Raw genomic sequence first — 18,689 nt, forward strand, 5'->3', positions numbered from 1 at the left:
AAAAGAGCCCGCTGATTGCGGGCTTCTTTTTGGGGAATATTGCGATGACTAAAAATAACAAATCAGTCATGGCCTGACCCTATGTGTCGCAAAAGTTGTTGAGGTACACTCCGGCTCACAGAAAACATCATTCCACGAATCACCTATTCCAGATCCTGCGAGGTTTGCCATGGCCGACTACAAAGCGCCGCTGCGCGATATGCGCTTCGTCCTCAATGAAGTGTTCGAAGTCGCCAAACTCTGGGCCGAACTGCCGGCGCTGGCCGAGACCGTCGACGTCGAAACCGTTGAAGCGATTCTCGAAGAAGCCGGCAAGGTCACCAGCAAAAGCATCGCCCCGCTGAGCCGCGCCGCTGACGAAGAAGGCTGTCACTGGGCCGACGGTGCCGTGACCACGCCGGCCGGTTTCCCCGAGGCTTATCAGACCTATGCCGAAGGTGGTTGGGTCGGCGTCGGCGGTGATCCGGCCTACGGCGGCATGGGCATGCCCAAGGCCGTATCGGCTCAGGTCGAAGAAATGGTCAACTCCGCCAGCCTGGCGTTCGGTCTGTATCCGATGCTGACCGCCGGCGCTTGCCTGTCGATCAACGCCCACGCCAGCGAAGAGCTGAAAGCGGCGTACCTGCCGAACATGTACGCGGGGATTTGGGCCGGTTCCATGTGCCTGACCGAGCCGCACGCCGGCACCGACCTCGGGATTATTCGCACCAAGGCCGAGCCACAGGCCGACGGTTCCTACAAGGTCAGCGGCACCAAGATCTTCATCACTGGCGGCGAGCACGACCTCACCGAGAACATCATCCACCTGGTGCTGGCCAAGCTGCCGGACGCCCCGGCGGGTCCGAAGGGCATTTCGCTGTTCCTGGTGCCGAAGTTCATGGTCAATGCCGATGGCAGTCTCGGCGCGCGCAACCCGGCCAACTGCGGCTCGATCGAACACAAGATGGGCATCCAGGCGTCCGCGACCTGTGTGATGAACTTCGATGAAGCCGTGGGCTACCTGGTCGGCGAGCCGAACAAAGGCCTCGCCGCGATGTTCACCATGATGAATTACGAACGTCTGGGCGTCGGTATTCAGGGGCTAGCGACCGGCGAGCGTTCGTATCAGAACGCGGTTGAATACGCCCGCGATCGTCTGCAAAGCCGTTCGCCGACCGGCGCGCAGAACAAGGACAAGGTCGCTGATCCGATCATCGTTCACCCTGACGTGCGACGCATGCTGCTGACCATGAAAGCCTCGAACGAAGGCGGTCGTGCGTTCTCCACGTACGTGGCGATGCAACTCGACACCGCCAAGTTCAGCGAAGACCCGGCGACGCGCAAACGTGCGGAAGATCTGGTCGCACTGCTGACGCCGGTGGCCAAGGCGTTTCTTACCGATCTGGGTCTGGAAACCACCGTGCATGGCCAGCAGATCTTCGGCGGCCACGGCTACATCCGCGAGTGGGGCCAGGAGCAACTGGTGCGTGACGTGCGCATCACGCAGATCTACGAAGGCACCAACGGCATCCAGGCGCTGGACCTGGTCGGGCGCAAGATCGTCGGCAGCGGCGGTGCGTTCTATCAATTGTTCGCCGATGAGATCCGCCATTTCACCGCCACCGCGAGCGCCGATCTGGGCGAATTCACCAAGCCGTTGAACGACGCAGTCGATACCCTGGACGAGCTGACTTCATGGCTGCTCGATCGGGCGAAAAATAATCCGAACGAAATCGGCGCGGCCTCTGTCGAATATTTGCAAGCATTCGGTTACACGGCCTACGCCTACATGTGGGCATTGATGGCCAAAGCCGCTCTGGGCAAAGAAGCGCAGGAAGATTTCTACGCGAGCAAGCTGGGCACCGCACGCTTCTACTTCGCCCGTTTGCTGCCGCGTATCCACTCGTTGAGCGCCTCAGTAAAGGCCGGCAGCGAGTCGCTGTTCCTGCTGGATGCCGCTCAATTCTGATGCGATAGCGTCATGTAAGCATTCGCTTACATGACGTGCTGCTGTTCTCCCATAGTCGCCAATTGGATCCACGGCTAATCTACATTTCATGGACGTCGCGCAGGAAGCGCAAAGCAACAACACGGACACGTAGGATTCTGCCAGGGTGGCGGAGTGAAATGGATGTCAGGGAAACAGTCTGCAAAGCCCCGCTTCGGCGGGGTTTTCTTTTGTCTGAAGAAAAGTTTTCAGGCTCGCGGCTCCAGCGCCGGTTTCACTTCGCGCTCCAGCACTTCTTCGAGTAAACCGCGCAGCAGCGTCAATGACGCCTGTTGGCGTTGCACATCGCGACACACAAGGCCGACCTTCAGCGGCACCCGCGGTTCGCTCAGCGGTTTCCACAGCAGATCCTGCTCGTCGTACTGCCGCTGTGATTGCCCCGGCAGCACCGTCGCCAGTCGGGTATGCGGCAGGCTGTCGAGAATCCCCACCATATTGTTCAATTCGGCCTGCACCTGCGGGCGCCGACCGAGGCTGGCCAGCTGCGCCTGCCAGATCTGGCGAATCTGAAATTCCTCACCCAGCAGCAACATCGGCAACTCGGCTGCCTGGCGCATTGAGACTTTCTTGAATTCACGCAACGGATGGTCCGCCGGAATCACCAGCGTCAGTTCATCCTCATAGAGCATGACGCCGTGCAGACCCGGTTGGCGCGGGGGCAGATAGCTGATGCCGATGTCCAGCGAACCGTTGAGCAAACGCCGTTCGATTTCCAGTCCCGTCAGCTCGTAAATCTGCACCACCAGATGCGGTTGCGCCTTGCGCACCCGCTCAAGCATCTGCGGCACGAGGCTGGTGTGCACTGTTTGCAGGACGCCGATCGCCAGCGTACGCAAAGCCTGACCCTTGAAATTGCCCAGCGCCTCGCGCGCCCGTTGCAAACCGTCGAGCAACGGCAACGCATGGTTGTACAAAGTGTGCGCGGCAAGCGTCGGCAGCAGGCGCTTGCTGCTGCGCTCGAACAAGGTCACGTCGAGGTTCTGTTCGAGCTGGCGGATCTGTTGCGACAGCGCCGGTTGCGAGATCGACAGGCGTTCGGCAGCGCGGCCGACATGACCCTCTTCGTAGACCGCGACGAAATAACGCAGTTGTTTGAAATCCATAAGTAATGCTTATCGAAATGGCTGGTAAATCGAAATGGCCCGAAGCCTTCTGGGAGCCTAGTCTAACCGCATTCACAGGGCTTGCAGGGTCAGAAAGCGCGATGATCAGCGTTCGCTTCGACAGGGTTTGCATAGGCAGTTCAAAACACCTCGAAGGAGGTGTTTTTCCATGAATCTGTTCAGTCTGCGGCGCCAGGCGCCGAATCTCGATGACCTCGTTATGGACAACAGCACAACCGAGGCTGACGGTGACCTCGGTGCCGAGCGTCTGATGCCCAGCGTTCAGCGTCCACAGCAAGTGTTCGTCCGCGGACAGGGTTCGTGGCTGTGGGACAGCCATGACCGTGCCTACCTGGATTTTTCCCAGGCAGGCGGGGCCAACAGCCTCGGGCATAGCCCGTCGGTGCTGGTCAAAGCCATCGCCAATCAGGCGCAGGCGCTGATTAATCCCGGTTTCAACTTGCACAATCGCGGCATGCTCAGCCTCGCCGAGCGTCTGTGTGCCAGCACCGGCAGCGATCAGGCCTATCTGCTCAACAGCGGCAGCGAAGCCTGTGAAGCGGCGATCAAACTGGCGCGCAAGTGGGGTCAACTGCATCGTGGCGGTGCTTCGCGAATCATTGTTGCCAGGCAGGGCTGTCACGGCCGGAGTCTGGCGACGATCTCCGCCTCGGACAGCTGCAACCTGGCGAATCGTTTCGCGCCATTGCTGCCGGGGTTCGATCAGGTACCGTTCAACGACTTGCCGGCGCTGCATGCGGCGGTCGATGCGCAGACCGTGGCGATCATGCTCGAACCGATCCAGAGCGATGCCGGCGTGATTCCGGCCAGCGAGCATTACCTCAAAGGTGTCGAACGGCTGTGCCGTGACTTGGGTATTCTGCTGATCCTTGACGAAGTGCAAACCGGCATCGGCCGCTGCGGCAGCTTGCTCGCCGAACAGTGCTACGGCGTGCGCGCCGATATCGTCGTGCTCGGCAAAGGCCTCGGCGGCGGTGTCCCGCTGGCAGCTCTGCTGGCCCGGGGCAAGGCTTGTTGTTTTGACGCGGGTGAGTTGGGCGGCACGCATCACGGCAACGCCTTGATGACGGCGGCGGGCCTGGTCGTACTCGACAGCGTGCAGGACCGCAGCTTTCTCGCCCAGGTCAGAGAAAACGGCCAGCACCTGCGCGAAGGCCTGGCCCGATTGGCACACCGCTACGGACACGGCGACCTGCGCGGCCAAGGCTTGTTCTACGGACTGACCCTGTCAGACGATTGCGCCAATGCCGTGGTCCACGCCGCCCTCCACGAAGGACTGCTGCTCAACGCCCCCCAGGCGGGCTGCCTGCGCTTCACCCCGGCCCTCACCGTAAGCAAAACCAACATCGACGAAATGCTCCTGCGCCTGGGCCGCGCATTCTCCCGAGTGCGCACCGCACAGTTGCAATGCCGCAAAGGGATTGCTGTTTGAGCTGACATTTCCTACCCGATTTCCAGAACCGTCTCGCGGTATAACGCACGCCCCACGCCTGATTGCTTTTGGCATGGGGCGTTTTTTTGGGGAGGGTGGCGATGAAATGGCAGACGCACTGAACCCTGACGAACGGCGCAGGTCGATTAGCTTGTATGGCTCAAGTGAGCCAACCCCCATTCAGGAGCTGCCCCATGGACTTTATTCGCATCATCATCGCTATTCTGTTGCCGCCACTGGGTGTGTTTCTGCAGGTCGGGTTTGGCGGGGCGTTCTGGTTGAACATCCTGCTGACGCTGTGCGGGTACATTCCGGGGATCGTGCATGCGGTGTATATCATCGCCAAGCGCTGAGTCCGGCGGCGACAGAGAGAAAGCTATCGCGAGCAGGCTCACTCCTACAGGGTGTTTGCGAACACAACACATCCCTTGTAGGAGTGAGCCTGCTCGCGATCGAGACGACTCGGTATTTCAGTCAGATAAACCCATCACCCGCCGATAAAACTGCCACTCCTGCTCCAGCGCATGTGCCTGATTAACGGCACGACGGAAACCGTGGCGTTCATCGGCATAGTAGTGGGCTTCGACCGGAATGCCGTTGCGTTCAAGTGCGGCGACCATGTCGCGGGTCTGCTGCGGCACGACCACCGCATCCAGTTCACCCTGAAAGAAAATCACCGGCACGCTGATATTGTCTGCGTGAAGCAATGGCGTGCGGGCGGCATAGCGTTCGGCGTCCCGCTCGGGATCGCCGATCAGCCAGTCGAGATAGTCGCCTTCAAACTTGTGCGTTGCCCGGCCCAATGCAACCGGGTCACTGACGCCGTACAAACTCGCGCCAGCGCGGAAAACTTGTTTGAATGCCAGCGCGCACAACGTGGTGTAGCCACCCGCGCTGCCGCCCCGGATGAATGCGCGCTGCCCGTCGATCAAGCCTTGGTCGGCGAGATACGCGACGACGTTGCACGCATCCTCGACATCCACTTCACCCCATCGCCAATGCAAAGCCTGGCGATATTGCCGGCCATAACCGCTGCTGCCGCGATAGTTGAGATCGGCGACGGCAAAACCGCGCTGCGTCCAGTACTGGATGCGCGGGTCGAGCATCGGATAGCAGGCCGATGTCGGGCCGCCGTGGGTGAACACCACCAGTGGCGGAGTCTTCTCGGCGGCCACGGCCGGGTAAAAGAAACCGTGCGCCTCATCCGAACCGCTTGGATAACGCAGGGTTTGCGGACGGCTGATGTGTTCGGCGGGCAACGGCGCTATGCCGCCGGCCAACACGGTAACTTCGTGCGTCTTTCGATCGATGGCAATGATCGCCGAGGGGCTGATCGGCGAGGCAGCAATGCAGTAGATGTTTTGCTGATCCGCAGCCAGATGACGGAAGCGGCTGTAGTCACCAGTGAAATCTTCATCACCAAGTGTCAGGCGACCGAAACCACCTTCGCTCCAACTGGCGATAAACGAATCGCCTAACGGTAACCAAGTACAGCCGCCCAGTTGCCACGGCGCCGGAGCATGATCGGCCAGTGCAGCCGGCAATGGTTCCAAACCGCCGACAGTTTCCACCCACGGTTGCCAGACGCCTCCGCGATCAGTCAGGCAATACAGGCGACCTTCGGCATCGAAGCGCGGTTGTTGAATCGACTCCTCAATGTCATCGCCAGCCACGCAGCGCGGCGAAGCGAATCTGCCGTCGGGCAAGCGCTGGGCGGTCATCAACCGAGTCGACGTCCAAGGCTGATGCGGCCGGCTCCACTCGATCCATGCGAGGCGTTGGCCGTCCGGGCTCAAGAGAGGCGATGCGTAAAAATCTGCGCCTTCAGCCAATATGTGCCGAACACCGTCAGCCAGATCAACCGCCACCAAACGATGTTGATCGTGCTGTTCCTCAACCGCCAGAATCTGCCCGCCCGCATACTGCAAATCACCAAAGCGGCAATCGCCGGAGGTCAGTGGTTCAGGCGCACCATTGAGGTTTTGCCGATACAGCTGCTGATCCGCCTCGTTGACGAAAACTGCCCCGTCAGGCGTCAGACAAAACGCACCACCGCCATATTCGTACACGCGGCTGCGCACGCTGAAGCCATCCGGCGTCAGACATTGCGCCTCGCCATCGCGCCAGTGCCAGATTCGGCACGCCGCATCCTGCGGGCGATATTCATTCCAGAACAGACCGTTGGCGCCGAGCTGCAACTCGGCGAAATCGACGCCGGCGGCGACGGCTTGCGCGGCGCTGAAGGGCTCAGCCCTTGGCGATGAGGCGTGAGTTTCGTTCATTGCGAAAGGCCAGTTGTTCGATGGTCTGCGTGGCGCTCTCGGCTTCTTCGCGGGCCTTGAGGATCACGCCGTGATGGTCGGACTTGCTGCACACCGGGTCGGCGTTGCTCGCATCGCCGGTGAGCATGAACGCCTGGCAGCGGCAGCCGCCGAAGTCCTTTTCCTTCTCGTCGCACGAGCGGCACGGCTCGGGCATCCAGTCGTAACCGCGAAAACGGTTGAAGCCGAACGAGTCGTACCAGATGTGCTGCATGCTGTGATTGCGCACATTGGGGAACTGTACCGGCAACTGACGCGCGCCGTGGCAGGGCAGCGCGGTGCCGTCAGGTGTCACTGTCAAAAAGATACTGCCCCAGCCGTTCATGCAGGCTTTCGGGCGCTCTTCGTAGTAATCCGGGGTGACGAAAATCAGCTTGCACGGATGCCCTTCGGCTTCCAGGTTCGCCCGGTATTCGTTGGTGATGCGTTCGGCGCGCACCAGTTGCTCTTGGGTTGGCAGCAGGCCGACACGATTGAGCTGCGCCCAGCCGTAGAACTGGCAAGTGGCGAGCTCGACGAAGTCGGCTTCCAGCGCAATGCACAGCTCAATGATGCGGTCGATCTTGTCGATGTTGTGCCGATGGGTGACGAAGTTCAGTACCATCGGGTAACCATGGGCCTTCACCGCGCGGGCCATTTCCAGCTTCTGCGCGAAGGCTTTTTTCGAGCCGGCGAGCAGGTTGTTCACTTGCTCGTCGCTGGCCTGGAAACTGATCTGGATGTGATCGAGCCCGGCCTTCTTGAAGTCGCTGATTTTCTGCTCGGTCAGGCCGATGCCGGAGGTGATCAGGTTGGTATAGAAACCCAATTGCCGTGCTTCGTGAATCAGCTCGGCGAGATCCTGACGCACCAGCGGTTCACCACCGGAAAAGCCCAGTTGCGCCGCACCCATCTCCCGCGCTTCGCGAAAGACCTTGATCCACTGTTCGGTCGTCAGCTCTTTGCCCTGCTCGGCGAAATCCAGCGGATTGGAGCAATACGGGCATTGCAGCGGGCAGCGGTAGGTCAGCTCGGCGAGCAGCCACAGCGGCAGGCCGACTTCAGGTTTGACCGGCAGATCAGCCAAGGGTGAGCCAGTGTTGCTCACGGGCAACCTCCATGAATTGCTCGATGTCGTCGCCGAGTTCGGGCACGCCGGGGAACTGCTTGTCGAGTTCGGCGATGATTGCCGCTACATCGCGTTGGCCATCAATCAAACCGCCAATCAGTGCTGCGGTTTCGTTGAGCTTGATCATGCCTTCCGGGTACAGCAGCACGTGGCCTTTTTGTGCCGGCTCGTACTGGAAACGGTAGCCGGGACGCCAGCTCGGGACTTTGCTGCGGTCGAAACTCATAAGCTGATTCCTTTGTGCCAGACCCGTTGATCAGTGACGCTGTGATACGGCGGACGGTTCAGTTCGTAGGCCATGCTCATGGCATCGAGCATGCTCCAAAGAATGTCCAGTTTGAACTGGAGAATTTCCAGCATGCGCTCTTGACCTTCGCGGGTCTTGTAGTGTTCGAGCGTGATCGCCAGACCATGTTCAACATCCCGCCGCGCCTGACCGAGGCGGGTGCGGAAGTATTCGTAACCGGCCGGGTCGATCCACGGGTAATGCTGCGGCCAGCTGTCGAGACGCGACTGGTGGATCTGCGGCGCGAACAGTTCGGTCAGCGAACTGCTGGCGGCCTCCTGCCAACTGGCGCGGCGGGCGAAGTTGACGTATGCGTCGACGGCGAAACGCACGCCGGGCAATACCAGCTCCTGCGAGCGCAGTTGATCCGGGTCGAGGCCGACCGCCTGGCCGAGACGCAGCCAGGCTTCGATGCCGCCGTCTTCACCGGGAGCGCCGTCGTGGTCGAGCAGGCGCTGAATCCACTCGCGGCGGATTTCCCGATCCGGGCAATTGGCGAGGATCGCCGCATCCTTCAGGGGGATGTTCACCTGATAGTAGAAGCGGTTGGCGACCCAGCCCTGAATCTGTTCACGGGTGGCGCGGCCTTCGTACATCGCCACATGGTAGGGGTGGTAGATGTGGTAATAGGCGCCTTTGGCGCGCAGGGCCGCTTCGAATTCGGCGGGGGACAGCGGGGTGTCGGTCATTGCGGTTCTCCGGAAACAACCGTTGGAATTTAGGTGACTGTTCGGGCCTCATCGCCAGCCTGCTGGCTCCCACAGAGATTTGCATGCGCCACAAATCCGATGTGGGAGCCAGCCTGCTGGCGATAGACCGCGCAGCGGTCTCAACGGCTCACAGCACAATGCTCATGCCATCAAACGCCACTTCAACATTGCGCCGCACCAGCTCTGCGCGCTCGGGCGAATCCTCGTCGAGAATCGGGTTGGTGTTGTTGATGTGAATAAGCACCTTGCGTTGCTCGGGAAGCTGTTCCAGCACTTCGAGCATGCCGCCGGGGCCGTTCTGTGCCAGATGGCCCATCTCGCGACCGGTACGGGTGCCGACGCCACGACGCTGCATTTCATCGTCGTCCCACAGCGTACCGTCGACCAGCAGGCAGTCGCTGCCGGCCATGATCTCCAGCAATGGCGCGTCCACTTTGCCCAGGCCCGGCGCGTAGAACAGCTTGCCGCCAGTGTTCAAATCTTCAACGATCAAACCGATGTTGTCGCCCGGATGCGGATCGAAGCGGTGCGGCGAATACGGTGGCGCTGCGCTGCGCAGCGGCAGCGGGGTGAAACGCAGGTTCGGGCACGCGGCGACGGTAAAGCTCTGATCGAGTTCGATGCGGTTCCAGTCCAGCCCGCCATTCCAGTGAGTGAGCATCTTGAACAGCGGGAAACCGGTGCTCAGGTCTTCGTGAACCATGTCCGTGCACCAGACCTGATGCGGGCAGCCTTCGCGCAGGCTGAGCAGGCCGGTGGTGTGGTCGATCTGGCTGTCCATCAGAATGATCGCGCTGATGCCGGTGTCACGCAGGGCTCGACCCGGTTGCATCGGGGCAAAGCTTTGCAACTGCGCGCGGATGTCCGGCGAGGCGTTGCACAACACCCAGTTCACGCCATCATCGGAAATCGCGATGGACGATTGGGTGCGGGCCTTGGCGTTCAGGCTGCCGTCGCGAAAGCCTGCGCAATTGACGCAGTTGCAGTTCCACTGCGGAAAACCGCCACCGGCGGCCGAACCCAGAATCTGGACGAACATGAACGCTCCATCATTTCAATGCGGAAAATAAAAACGCCCCGGCGAACCGAGGCGTTGCACTGCGATTCTGCGTATGCAGGACTCAGCGGCTGGCGAAGTACATGGTGACTTCGAAGCCGATACGCAGGTCGGTGTAAGCAGGTTTGGTCCAGGCCATGAGATGTCTCCTTCTGTGGGTTGGGATAGCGCTATCCATAGGTATAGTCCACGGCAGCGCAGTGATGTTCCAATTAGTTAGGCGGCTATGTTACTCAAAATTTCAACGCGATGACCCGTGAATCTTTGAGAAAGCTCCTTGCAGCCTCGGTAATGATCATTTCACCGCTTGCCAAGGGGCGGCGGGAGCCGGAGCGCTGGCGAGGCAGAGCCAGCCGCCTTCGGCGTCGAGCAGACGCCGCGCGGCGCTGAGGAGTTTCGAACGGTCAAGTGCGGCAATGGTGGCGACTAACCGCTCAAGGTAATCCGACGAATGGCCGGCGAGCCGGGCCTGCCAAAGCAGCTCGGCCGCTTCTTTGAAGCCGAGCTCAGCCGCATCGAATTGATCGGCAAGGCTCTGCCGTTGCTGGCTGAGGCTGGCTTCATTCATCTGCTCAATCAGCGCTGGGAGGCTATTGAGGAACTGCTGGATGTGTTCGAGCAGTTCGTCAGGCTGCACGTTGGGCGACTGCACGCCAAACACCAGCGCGACGCGGCCATGGATTTGACGCAATGCGCTGAACACCGCGTAGCCCAGTTGAAGCTCGACGCGCAGGCGCTGATAGAACGGCGTCTGCAGCAATTGTGCGAGCAAGCGCCAGGCGGCTTCATTGGCCACGTCCTGGCTGGCGCTAGGGCAATAAAGCAGCACCGCGTGTTCGCTGGATGCCGTGTCGATGTGTTGCCAGAGGTGCCGACCGTTTATGGCGCAAGGCGCAGACAGCTGATGATCCGGTTGGCCGGGGATGCGGCTCAGGGCCAGGCCCATGGCAGATTGACTTTGCTGGTTGAACCCCAGCGCGAGGCCGTCCCAGCGTGCCGTTGTCCACAGATGCGCAGCGTCATCCGATGCGCCGACAGGCTCCAGGCAACTTTCTGGCAAGGCCTTGAGCAATTGGCGGATCGGCATTAACGGCGTTTCCGGCTCGCCACGCGGGGAATCGGCTGAGACTGATGTCAGACATTTCAGCGCATGCTCCAGCACGCTGGGCATGGGCTCTTGCAGGCCGGTCAGTTTCAGCAGCCATTGGTTGCCTGTTGCGCTGAACGACACCTCGACCCCGGCCTCGCTGGCATCTTGCCGGATCAGCTGAAAGCTGCGCTGCAGCCGCGCTTGCAGGTCAACGCTGGCGGCGGCGTCGAGCTGCCAACGCAGATAGATCGCGCCTTCATCACCGTTACCCGGCACTGTCTGGCTGAATTGCATCGGCGAGCGTTCGCGGCGGCCGCGCGAGCGGTCCTGAGCGAACGTGCGCAGGCCGCGGTGCGCGCTGGTCTGGCCGCGAATCAGTCCGGCGTTGGTCAGCGGCTCATTGGCGCGCAGGAAAGGGTTGGCGGCTGGCAAGTGCCAGTGCGCGGCGAAGTTATCCACAGCGCCAAGTTCGCGCAGAATGCTTTTCAGTGCTTCAGCGGCACAATCAGGCAGGCCGTTTTGCAACTGTTCACTGTCCAGCCGCGCCAATTGCAACGCACCGCTGATTTGCTGCTGCCGTTGCTGCACGGCTGCATATTCCTCCCGTAACGCCGCCCAGTCCTGTAGCGCGAAGTAGCTCAACCAGTCCAGCACCTGCTGGTGAATCACCTTCAGCGATTCGGCGCCTGCGTTGAAGTGCAGATGCAGCAGCGCCTGCCCGTCGAAGTGATAAAGCGGTGACGCCTTCAATCCCTCAGCGAGATTGTGCTGCTGCAAATGCGCCAGCAACCCACCGGGCTTGGCGCTATTGAGCCAATGGCAGAGAAACGCCAGCGCTTCAGCAGAGGATTGCGGCAATGCGTCGAAGGCAAACAGCAAATTGAGGTGCAGCCCGTCGACCTGTTGATAACTTTTCACCGCCAACGGCACAGGCGCTGACTGGGCAACTTTATCCCCAGCCGGTAGCGCAGCAGCGAACTGTTCGGCCAGCACACGCAACTGTTCCAGGCTTTGCGGCCCGGTCAGGCTCAATGTCATCTGCCCGGTGCGATAAAAACGCTGATGGAAACCTTTCAACGCTTGTTGAAAGACCGGCAGTTCGACTTTCAGGCTGTCGCGATTGCCCGCATGAAAACCCCGCAGCGGGTGCTCTGCCGGTAAACCTTCGTACAGGGCAAACTGCTTTTGCGCTGCCGGATCTTGCGACCAGGCGACATATTCCGCCTGTAGCACCTCACGTTCGCGCAATTGATCGTCCAGATTCAGACGCGGGTGCGCGAGCATGTCTGACAGACGCTCCAACCCACCGCTGAAGGCGCGCACAGGCAGCTCGAAGAAAAAGTCGGTGGTGCGTTCGCGGGTGCTGGCGTTCACTTGGCCGCCGTGGCCCTGCACGTAGGCCATCAGCCCTTCGGTTGCCGGAAACCGCTCGGTCCCGAGAAACAGCAGGTGTTCGAGAAAATGCGCCAGCCCCGGCCACGCCGACGGCACGTCGTGGCTACCGGCCGCCACGCGCAATGCGGCAGCGCTGCGCTTGAGGCCGGGCACATGACGCAGGGTTACGCGCAAGCCGTTGGCCAGGGTTTCAGTGTGGGGGCGGGGGGGAATCGGCGCGGGCATGGGCACTTCCAGAACAGTGAAGTGCCAATGCTAGCGGATTAGCGCTGGTTCAGCGCGGCGTAAAGTTCGGGGCGGCGATCGCTGAGGTAACGATTGGCGGCCCTCGAGTCGTTCATCAACTGACGATCCAGCTCGCCGACGATCAGCGCTTCGTCGAGACCGGCCAAGGCAATGCGGCTGCCGTCCGGTGCGGCAATGCTGCTTTGTCCGCAATACTGAATGTCGCCCTCGTGACCGCAGTAATTGGCGTAAGCCACATAGCATTGGTTTTCGAAGGCGCGTGACCGCACGGTGACATCGGCAACGAAATCGAACGGAATCATGTTGGCTGTCGGCGCCACGATCAACTCGGCGCCAGCCAGCGCCAGACGGCGGGCGTTTTCCGGAAACTCGAGGTCGTAACAGATGAGAAAGCCGAGCTTCCAGCCGTTCAGCTCGACCACCGGCAAATCCGCCTCGCCCGGACTGAACATCGACCGGTCGAGGTCGCCAAACAGATGCGACTTGCGGTAATTGGCCAGGCGCTCGCCTGTCGAGTCGATCAACTGCACGGCGTTGTAGATCTGCCCGTCCGCCGTACGCTCGGGATAACCGTAAACGATCGCCAGTCCCGCAGCCTTGGCAATCCGACCGATCTGTTGCGCCCATTCTCCGTTGTAGACCTCAGCCAGGGTGCTGACCGCTTCGGCACCAATGTTGTAGCCGGTCATGAACATTTCCGGCAGCACCAGCAGGTCCGAACCGTTGGCTTCCATCGCCACCCGGTGCAAGCGGTGCAGGTTGGCGGCGGGCTCCAGTGGTAGCGGTGGGCATTGGTAAAGGGCTACACGCATCGAAGAATCCTCTTACTCGGGCAGGGCGATAGGGCCGATGTCTTTGAACACATCACCCGGGCCCGGGTTCGCTTTATGTGTCGAACCGCCGAAATGCTTCATGATCCCCCACACCGCGTTGAGCGAAGTCTGCACCGCGCCTTCGACCCAGGCCGGCGTCCACGACACGTCGTCACCGGCAATGAAGATCCCGCGCTGTTCGGCCGGCATGTCGTCCTGCATGAAGTGCGCGTACATGCGCTGGTTGTAGCGATAGTGGCCGGGCAGGGCGCCTTTGAAGGCACCAAGAAAATACGGATCGGCTTCCCACGACACGGTGATCGGGTCGCCGATGATACGTGCGGCGATGTCGACTTTCGGGTAGATCTTCTTCAACGCGTTCAACGCCAGCTCAACACGTTTTTCCACCGGGTGCGGGAGCATTTTCAATGCGTCGCTCATCCACGAATACGACAGGCAGATCACCCCAGGCTTGTCGTCGCCGTTATCGAACAGGTAGGTGCCACGGGTCAGGCGATCGGTGAGGGTCATGCTCATCAGGTCGCGACCGGTTTCCGGGTCCTTGTCCTTCCAGAACGGCCGGTCGACCATCACGAAGGTTTTCGACGACTGCATATAGCGCGTGCGGTCCAGCGCCATCCACATCTTCTGCGAAAACAGGGTTTCGTCGCACTCAATCTGGGTGGTCAGCAGCCAGCTCTGGCAAGTGGTCAGCACGGCGGCGTATTCGCGGGTGTCGCCGTTGTTGTCGGTGACCGCGAAACGGCCTTCCGGTGCATGGGCAATTTTCTTCACACCGGAACGCGGCGCGCCACGGTGCAAGGACTTCAGGCTTGTGCCTGCGGGCCAGTGAGCGCAGCGCTCCGGCACATGCCGCCAGATGCCTTGCGGCACTTGTTCGACACCGCCAACCACCAGGTGCTGGTGATCGTCACAATTGGTCATCACTACGCGGAAGATTTCCAGCATCGAGTTGGGGAAATCCGAGTCCCAGCCACCGGTACCGAAACCGACCTGACCGAAGACCTCGCGGTGCTGGAACGACAATTTGGCGAAGGCTTTCGAGGTCGCGACAAAGTCGTAGAAGGTCCGGTCGTCCCACAGCGGCACGAGCTTGTTCCACAGCTCTTTGAGGCGCGGCACATCGCGGTCACGGATGGCTTGCTGGATATCGGAGAACTGCGAACCGGCCTCCAGCGCATCCGCCCAGGCGTCGGCCACTTCCTGAAACAATGGAGGAAGATCCTTCAGGCTTTCTGCGTAATAGGTTTCGCCTTCAAGGTCGATCACGGTGCTGCCGGAGGCGCCGGTCAACGGGTTGGGGAACGGCTTGGTTTCGAGACCGAGCTTGTCGACGTAGTGATAGAACGCCGTGGAAGAGACTGGAAAGCGCATGCCGCCGAGTTCAGCAACAATGGCGTCGGTACCGTTGAAGGCTTGCGAACGCAGACGGCCGCCCAGTTTAGACGCTTCATAAACCACCGGTTTAAGGCCGAGTTTCATCAACTCGTACGCAGCCACCAGACCGGCAATGCCTGCGCCGACAATCGCCACTTCTGCGCCGTGATGGTGTTCAGGAATGGTGCCCAACCCGGCGGGATGTTCGATCCAGTCGTCAAAGGCGAACGGAAAGTCCGGACCGAAAATGGTGACTGGCTTCTTACCGTCTGCAGGATGGCGATTGTTCTTGTTCATGGCTGACCTTGCTGGCGACCCGACGCGGAATGCGCGTCTGAGTATAGGAAAAGATGCCAGCCATTCTAGGGAGCATGGAACACGTTAATAAGACGCAATGTGTCGTCGTTTTGCTAACAAACTGATCAAAATGACGATGATCAGCTACATATAGATGAATGTGGGAGCCAGCCTGATGGCGATGAGGCCGGCAGGCACCGAAATCAAACCGGCTGCCCCCGATCAATCTTGCTGCTCAAAATGATCGAAGTCGTAGTCTTCTCAACCCCGTCGACACTGCCGATCTGGTCCAGCAACTGATCCAGCTGCTCCGGCGAATCGGTCCGCAACCACGCCACATAATCAAACTCCCCACTCACCGCACACAACTGCTGCACCTGCGCCATCGCACTCAAGCGACGCAACACCTCCTTGCCGGACCGCGGCTGCACCTTGATCCCGACATACGCCTGCAACCCGCCATCAACCACACGCTGACCAAGGCGCACGCCATAACCGGTGATGACTTTGGCTTTTTCCAGACGTGCCAATCGTGAAGTCACCGTGGTACGCGCGATGCCTAGCTGCCGAGCGAGCATGGCCACGCTTTCGCGGGCGTTGATTTGCAGAGCCGCGATCAGCTGGCGGTCGATTTCGTCGAGGGTGGGGCGGGGGGCGGGCAAGGGGGAAGCTCCAGCGCGGCGGATGGGTGGGTTGCGCATGTTACAAGAGGTGAGACCTCTTGAACGCATTCTGAGAAGGGCAAAATCAGCAGTGCTGATCTACAGAAAGCCCCGATGTGGAAGCATTGGGGCTTTTTGTTTTGTTTGGTTGGGACTAATCGAAACCCCAAAAATCATCTTGATGCCAATGCGCCGGAAATCCCATCGCTCGCTGATCCACCTCTGGGAATTCGCGCATTAGCTCGTGTAATCGGCTGTCCCACCGAGAGTGCGGACTTACCCTGCGCGTGAGATGGCTGAGAATGCAAAGCACCGGGTAGATCCTTGGATGATGACTTTCCTGAACCAATGCGAGAGGCCAGGGAAACGAGGGCCTTTTGGGCAATTCAGGACGTATACCGAGTTCCCGATTCCACAGCCGTGCATGATGGGCGCACAGATTCCGGATGGTCGTCAGCGTATGCATCCAGGACAGTAGCAACGGCGCAGGTAGTCCTAAATGCCTGGCGATAGCTTTTTGTCTGCATCTTTAGCCAGCCCTTTGAAGAGATGGGATAAGTCGCCCAAGGTCAGCTCTTCAAGCATCGCCCATCCCGGCATGAGGGACGGGCTGTCGTAGTTGACTGGATAATGACGTGCGTAGCTTTCTCTGGCGCGTTGGCGCTTCAGTTGATGCTTACGTGGATCACTGGTTTGTAAACGGTCGATCCGCTCACATTCCCTTTCATAATCGCGTTTCGCCTTATCCTGTTTGACGCCAATTGTCTCGAGCAGGCGTTTGTGATCGTAGGAGTGCTGGAAGAGTCAAGCATTTAAATACCAATGCCCACCGTGCAAAGGTCCCATGTGATCGCTGATCCGCGACCGGACGGCGACTTCCACTCGCTCGATTGCATCTATGACAAGCAAGCGCAACCGGCGGTCGAACTCATAAAGTCTGGTTAAATCCTTGAAGCCGACGCCGTTGCGAAACGGATGATCGTGATCCTCCTTTTGCTGGAAAGTGCGCATATAGGGAGTCAGGCGAAAGTAGCTTACGGCCTCCAGAAAGCGATGAGCCCTGGCCTCGTTCTGAATTCGCAGTCCGCGCTGCTTGAGCAGTGCGATTTGAGCGGGAACATCAATGACCGGTTTGTCAAAAAATCTCATGCCCGAAACCTCCGGGCAAAAAAAACCCGCTCAATTTGTGCTTGGCTGCTATTGCAGTCATAGGCATGGCGGGTGTGTTGCGAGCAAGACTAGGTACACGCGCTTTGCTTTGCAAGTTTTTTGCTGCTCCGGCAGTCGGTGGAGACGGTAGGGCATCCATGCGTGATCTCGCTACCTGATTGCCTGAGCTCTCAGACTGTGCAGATTTTCAACGGGCTTCCAAGCCCGACCGCTGCCTGGCAGCGACCTGTCCAGAATATTCCAGCCAAGGAAACCCGAACAGGTTTCAAAGAGCTCAAAATCGCAGCTTCGGAACTTGCCTACAGTCTTGGGGAAGTCTTCTGAGCATGCGTTTGCGAGGTAGCAGCCTGATCACCCGCCCACAAAAAAGCCGCGCATATAGCGCGGCTTTCAATTTGGTGGGCCCACACGGACTTGAACCATTATGTGGTGCGTGAATTGTTCGTCCGGATACTGTCCGTCCGGTCTTGATCGTGTCAATCGTCAGTAGACACTGGGGGAAGCAGGCGTTCATTGATTGCCGTGTCATATTTCTATAAATACAACCCGAGTGTTGTATTTATACGACTCCCTATCATTCCATCCTTTAGAGATGGGCTGAGCGCACTTAGGGAGAGATTGAGCCTGTGCGGTTGGCTACCCCTGCAGCGTACTGAGCCGATCCTAGCCCCTATTGGGATGGTTGTTTTGACTACGCCCACCAGGCTTCATGCGGAGCGCTTTTGGATCAGATTCAGCAGCAATTGGCCATCGGGCATGGGAGACATCGTGCGCAAGAAGACGACATTTTTCTGTACCGCTTTCTTGATCTCCGCAGCCGAAATCGGCTTATCCAAGATGGTGAAATCCATCAGTCGCTGAAAATGGCACTCTTCGAGATAGCCGTGATGCTCACGTTTTTCAGTTTCGCCAGTACCTTGGCCGAAGGCGACGATCCCCTTGCCATTTTCGTACAAGAAGACCACGTCACCTTTCTTTATACGGTCAATGTTGTACTTCCAAGGGGCATAAAAAGCTGCTGCGCTACCCTCGCTCAGCATACGGTCATGGTCTTCCAATGAGTGACGCTTGTTCGTATTCAGAAGGTGGAAGCTCGACGGTTCGAGTAACTCGATGTCTACTGCCGCCTGCTCTTTGTCATCAAGCTTCAGAGCAGCCTTGGCAGCTTCAACCCCCTTCTCTAGCAGTTTCAGCATTGTCTCCTGGCGACTCAGATCGAGCTGATCAGCCAGACCTTCGATAAATGAGTAGAGCTCCTTGGGCATGCGGATAGATGCGGACGCCAGGTCACTCTTCGTCTTTGCGGCGTTTTCGATGAGCGAAATAATGTCGTTCATGGGATGGATCTCCTGTCAGATGCTAAGAAGCATCCCACGGCAATAAAATAAAAGCAAATATTGCTTTTTTGTAAAAGCACCAAAAAGAATCTCAAAAAATGTAACCCAGTGCTCAGCGTTCATGCACGCTTAAACACGCTTACCAGTGAGCCTTCCATCGGACAAGTGATCCTGGGGGGGGCCAAACGGCAGCCAACCGCTTTCTATAGGTGTACATTCATACAGTAATTCGTATGCTATGCCCTGCGGGGGACGCT

16 protein-coding genes and 1 pseudogene are annotated in these 18,689 nt (G+C 59.3%); 3 read left to right on the forward strand and 14 right to left on the reverse strand.

Annotated features, from left to right (window positions below; genetic code table 11):
- Positions 1–169: 169 nt before the first annotated feature.
- Entirely contained in the window at positions 170–1,948 is a 1,779-nt protein-coding gene (locus BLU24_RS03805) for an acyl-CoA dehydrogenase C-terminal domain-containing protein (RefSeq protein WP_093097678.1), read from the forward strand.
- A gap of 227 nt (positions 1,949–2,175) precedes the next feature.
- Here the strand turns inward: BLU24_RS03805 and BLU24_RS03810 are convergent, their stop codons facing one another.
- Positions 2,176–3,090, reverse strand: a complete 915-nt coding sequence (locus BLU24_RS03810; RefSeq protein ID WP_093097680.1) for a LysR family transcriptional regulator — start codon at positions 3,088–3,090, stop codon at positions 2,176–2,178.
- A gap of 169 nt (positions 3,091–3,259) precedes the next feature.
- Here BLU24_RS03810 and BLU24_RS03815 point away from each other — a divergent pair, with 169 nt between their 5' ends.
- Together BLU24_RS03815 and BLU24_RS03820 are read left to right on the forward strand one after the other, a co-directional pair.
- Positions 3,260–4,543 (forward strand): aspartate aminotransferase family protein, encoded by a 1,284-nt coding sequence (locus tag BLU24_RS03815; protein WP_093097682.1) that lies wholly within the window; start codon positions 3,260–3,262, stop codon positions 4,541–4,543.
- 194 nt (positions 4,544–4,737) lie between these two features.
- Positions 4,738–4,896, forward strand: a complete 159-nt coding sequence (locus BLU24_RS03820; RefSeq protein ID WP_003228885.1) for a YqaE/Pmp3 family membrane protein — start codon at positions 4,738–4,740, stop codon at positions 4,894–4,896.
- 117 nt (positions 4,897–5,013) lie between these two features.
- On the opposite strand, the gene BLU24_RS03825 is transcribed toward BLU24_RS03820, so the two are convergent.
- The 13 genes and pseudogenes from BLU24_RS03825 to BLU24_RS03880 form a co-directional block, all read right to left on the reverse strand.
- The gene (locus tag BLU24_RS03825; protein ID WP_093097684.1) at positions 5,014–6,825 is read right to left on the reverse strand and encodes an alpha/beta hydrolase family protein; all 1,812 of its coding nucleotides are present in this window, start codon (positions 6,823–6,825) and stop codon (positions 5,014–5,016) included.
- Complete coding sequence (pqqE, locus tag BLU24_RS03830) at positions 6,791–7,930, reverse strand: pyrroloquinoline quinone biosynthesis protein PqqE (protein WP_172833312.1); 1,140 nt, start codon at positions 7,928–7,930, stop codon at positions 6,791–6,793. The genes BLU24_RS03825 and pqqE overlap by 35 nt, the downstream gene beginning before the upstream one ends.
- Entirely contained in the window at positions 7,923–8,198 is a 276-nt protein-coding gene (gene pqqD / locus BLU24_RS03835; RefSeq protein WP_093097688.1) for a pyrroloquinoline quinone biosynthesis peptide chaperone PqqD, read from the reverse strand. The genes pqqE and pqqD overlap by 8 nt, the downstream gene beginning before the upstream one ends.
- Positions 8,195–8,947, reverse strand: a complete 753-nt coding sequence (gene pqqC / locus BLU24_RS03840) for a pyrroloquinoline-quinone synthase PqqC (RefSeq protein ID WP_090286883.1) — start codon at positions 8,945–8,947, stop codon at positions 8,195–8,197. Before pqqC ends, pqqD begins: the two co-directional genes overlap by 4 nt.
- 148 nt (positions 8,948–9,095) lie before the next feature.
- Positions 9,096–10,007 carry a pyrroloquinoline quinone biosynthesis protein PqqB gene (gene pqqB, locus BLU24_RS03845; RefSeq protein WP_073476540.1) on the reverse strand — a complete coding sequence of 304 codons (912 nt, stop codon included), beginning with the start codon at positions 10,005–10,007 and terminating at the stop codon, positions 9,096–9,098.
- A gap of 82 nt (positions 10,008–10,089) precedes the next feature.
- On the reverse strand, positions 10,090–10,164 hold the full coding sequence (gene pqqA, locus BLU24_RS03850; protein ID WP_003444522.1) for a pyrroloquinoline quinone precursor peptide PqqA: 75 nt from the start codon (positions 10,162–10,164) through the stop codon (positions 10,090–10,092).
- A 156-nt stretch (positions 10,165–10,320) separates the two neighbouring features.
- Positions 10,321–12,735, reverse strand: a complete 2,415-nt coding sequence (pqqF, locus tag BLU24_RS03855) for a pyrroloquinoline quinone biosynthesis protein PqqF (protein ID WP_093097690.1) — start codon at positions 12,733–12,735, stop codon at positions 10,321–10,323.
- A 38-nt stretch (positions 12,736–12,773) separates the two neighbouring features.
- Positions 12,774–13,568 carry a carbon-nitrogen hydrolase family protein gene (locus tag BLU24_RS03860; protein WP_093097693.1) on the reverse strand — a complete coding sequence of 265 codons (795 nt, stop codon included), beginning with the start codon at positions 13,566–13,568 and terminating at the stop codon, positions 12,774–12,776.
- Between the two features lie 12 nt (positions 13,569–13,580).
- Positions 13,581–15,263: a flavin monoamine oxidase family protein gene (locus BLU24_RS03865; protein ID WP_090286876.1), complete on the reverse strand. Its 1,683-nt coding sequence runs from the start codon at positions 15,261–15,263 to the stop codon at positions 13,581–13,583.
- 203 nt (positions 15,264–15,466) lie between these two features.
- Entirely contained in the window at positions 15,467–15,925 is a 459-nt protein-coding gene (locus BLU24_RS03870) for an Lrp/AsnC family transcriptional regulator (protein ID WP_090286874.1), read from the reverse strand.
- Between the two features lie 154 nt (positions 15,926–16,079).
- Positions 16,080–16,391 (reverse strand): hypothetical protein, encoded by a 312-nt coding sequence (locus BLU24_RS27915; protein ID WP_442965761.1) that lies wholly within the window; start codon positions 16,389–16,391, stop codon positions 16,080–16,082.
- Between the two features lie 29 nt (positions 16,392–16,420).
- Positions 16,421–17,074: pseudogene (locus BLU24_RS28125) on the reverse strand (Abi family protein).
- 728 nt (positions 17,075–17,802) lie between these two features.
- Entirely contained in the window at positions 17,803–18,432 is a 630-nt protein-coding gene (locus BLU24_RS03880; protein ID WP_086793521.1) for a hypothetical protein, read from the reverse strand.
- Between the last annotated feature and the right edge of the window lie 257 nt (positions 18,433–18,689).

The organism is Pseudomonas sp. Z003-0.4C(8344-21), assembly GCF_900104975.1.
Lineage (GTDB): Bacteria > Pseudomonadota > Gammaproteobacteria > Pseudomonadales > Pseudomonadaceae > Aquipseudomonas > Aquipseudomonas granadensis.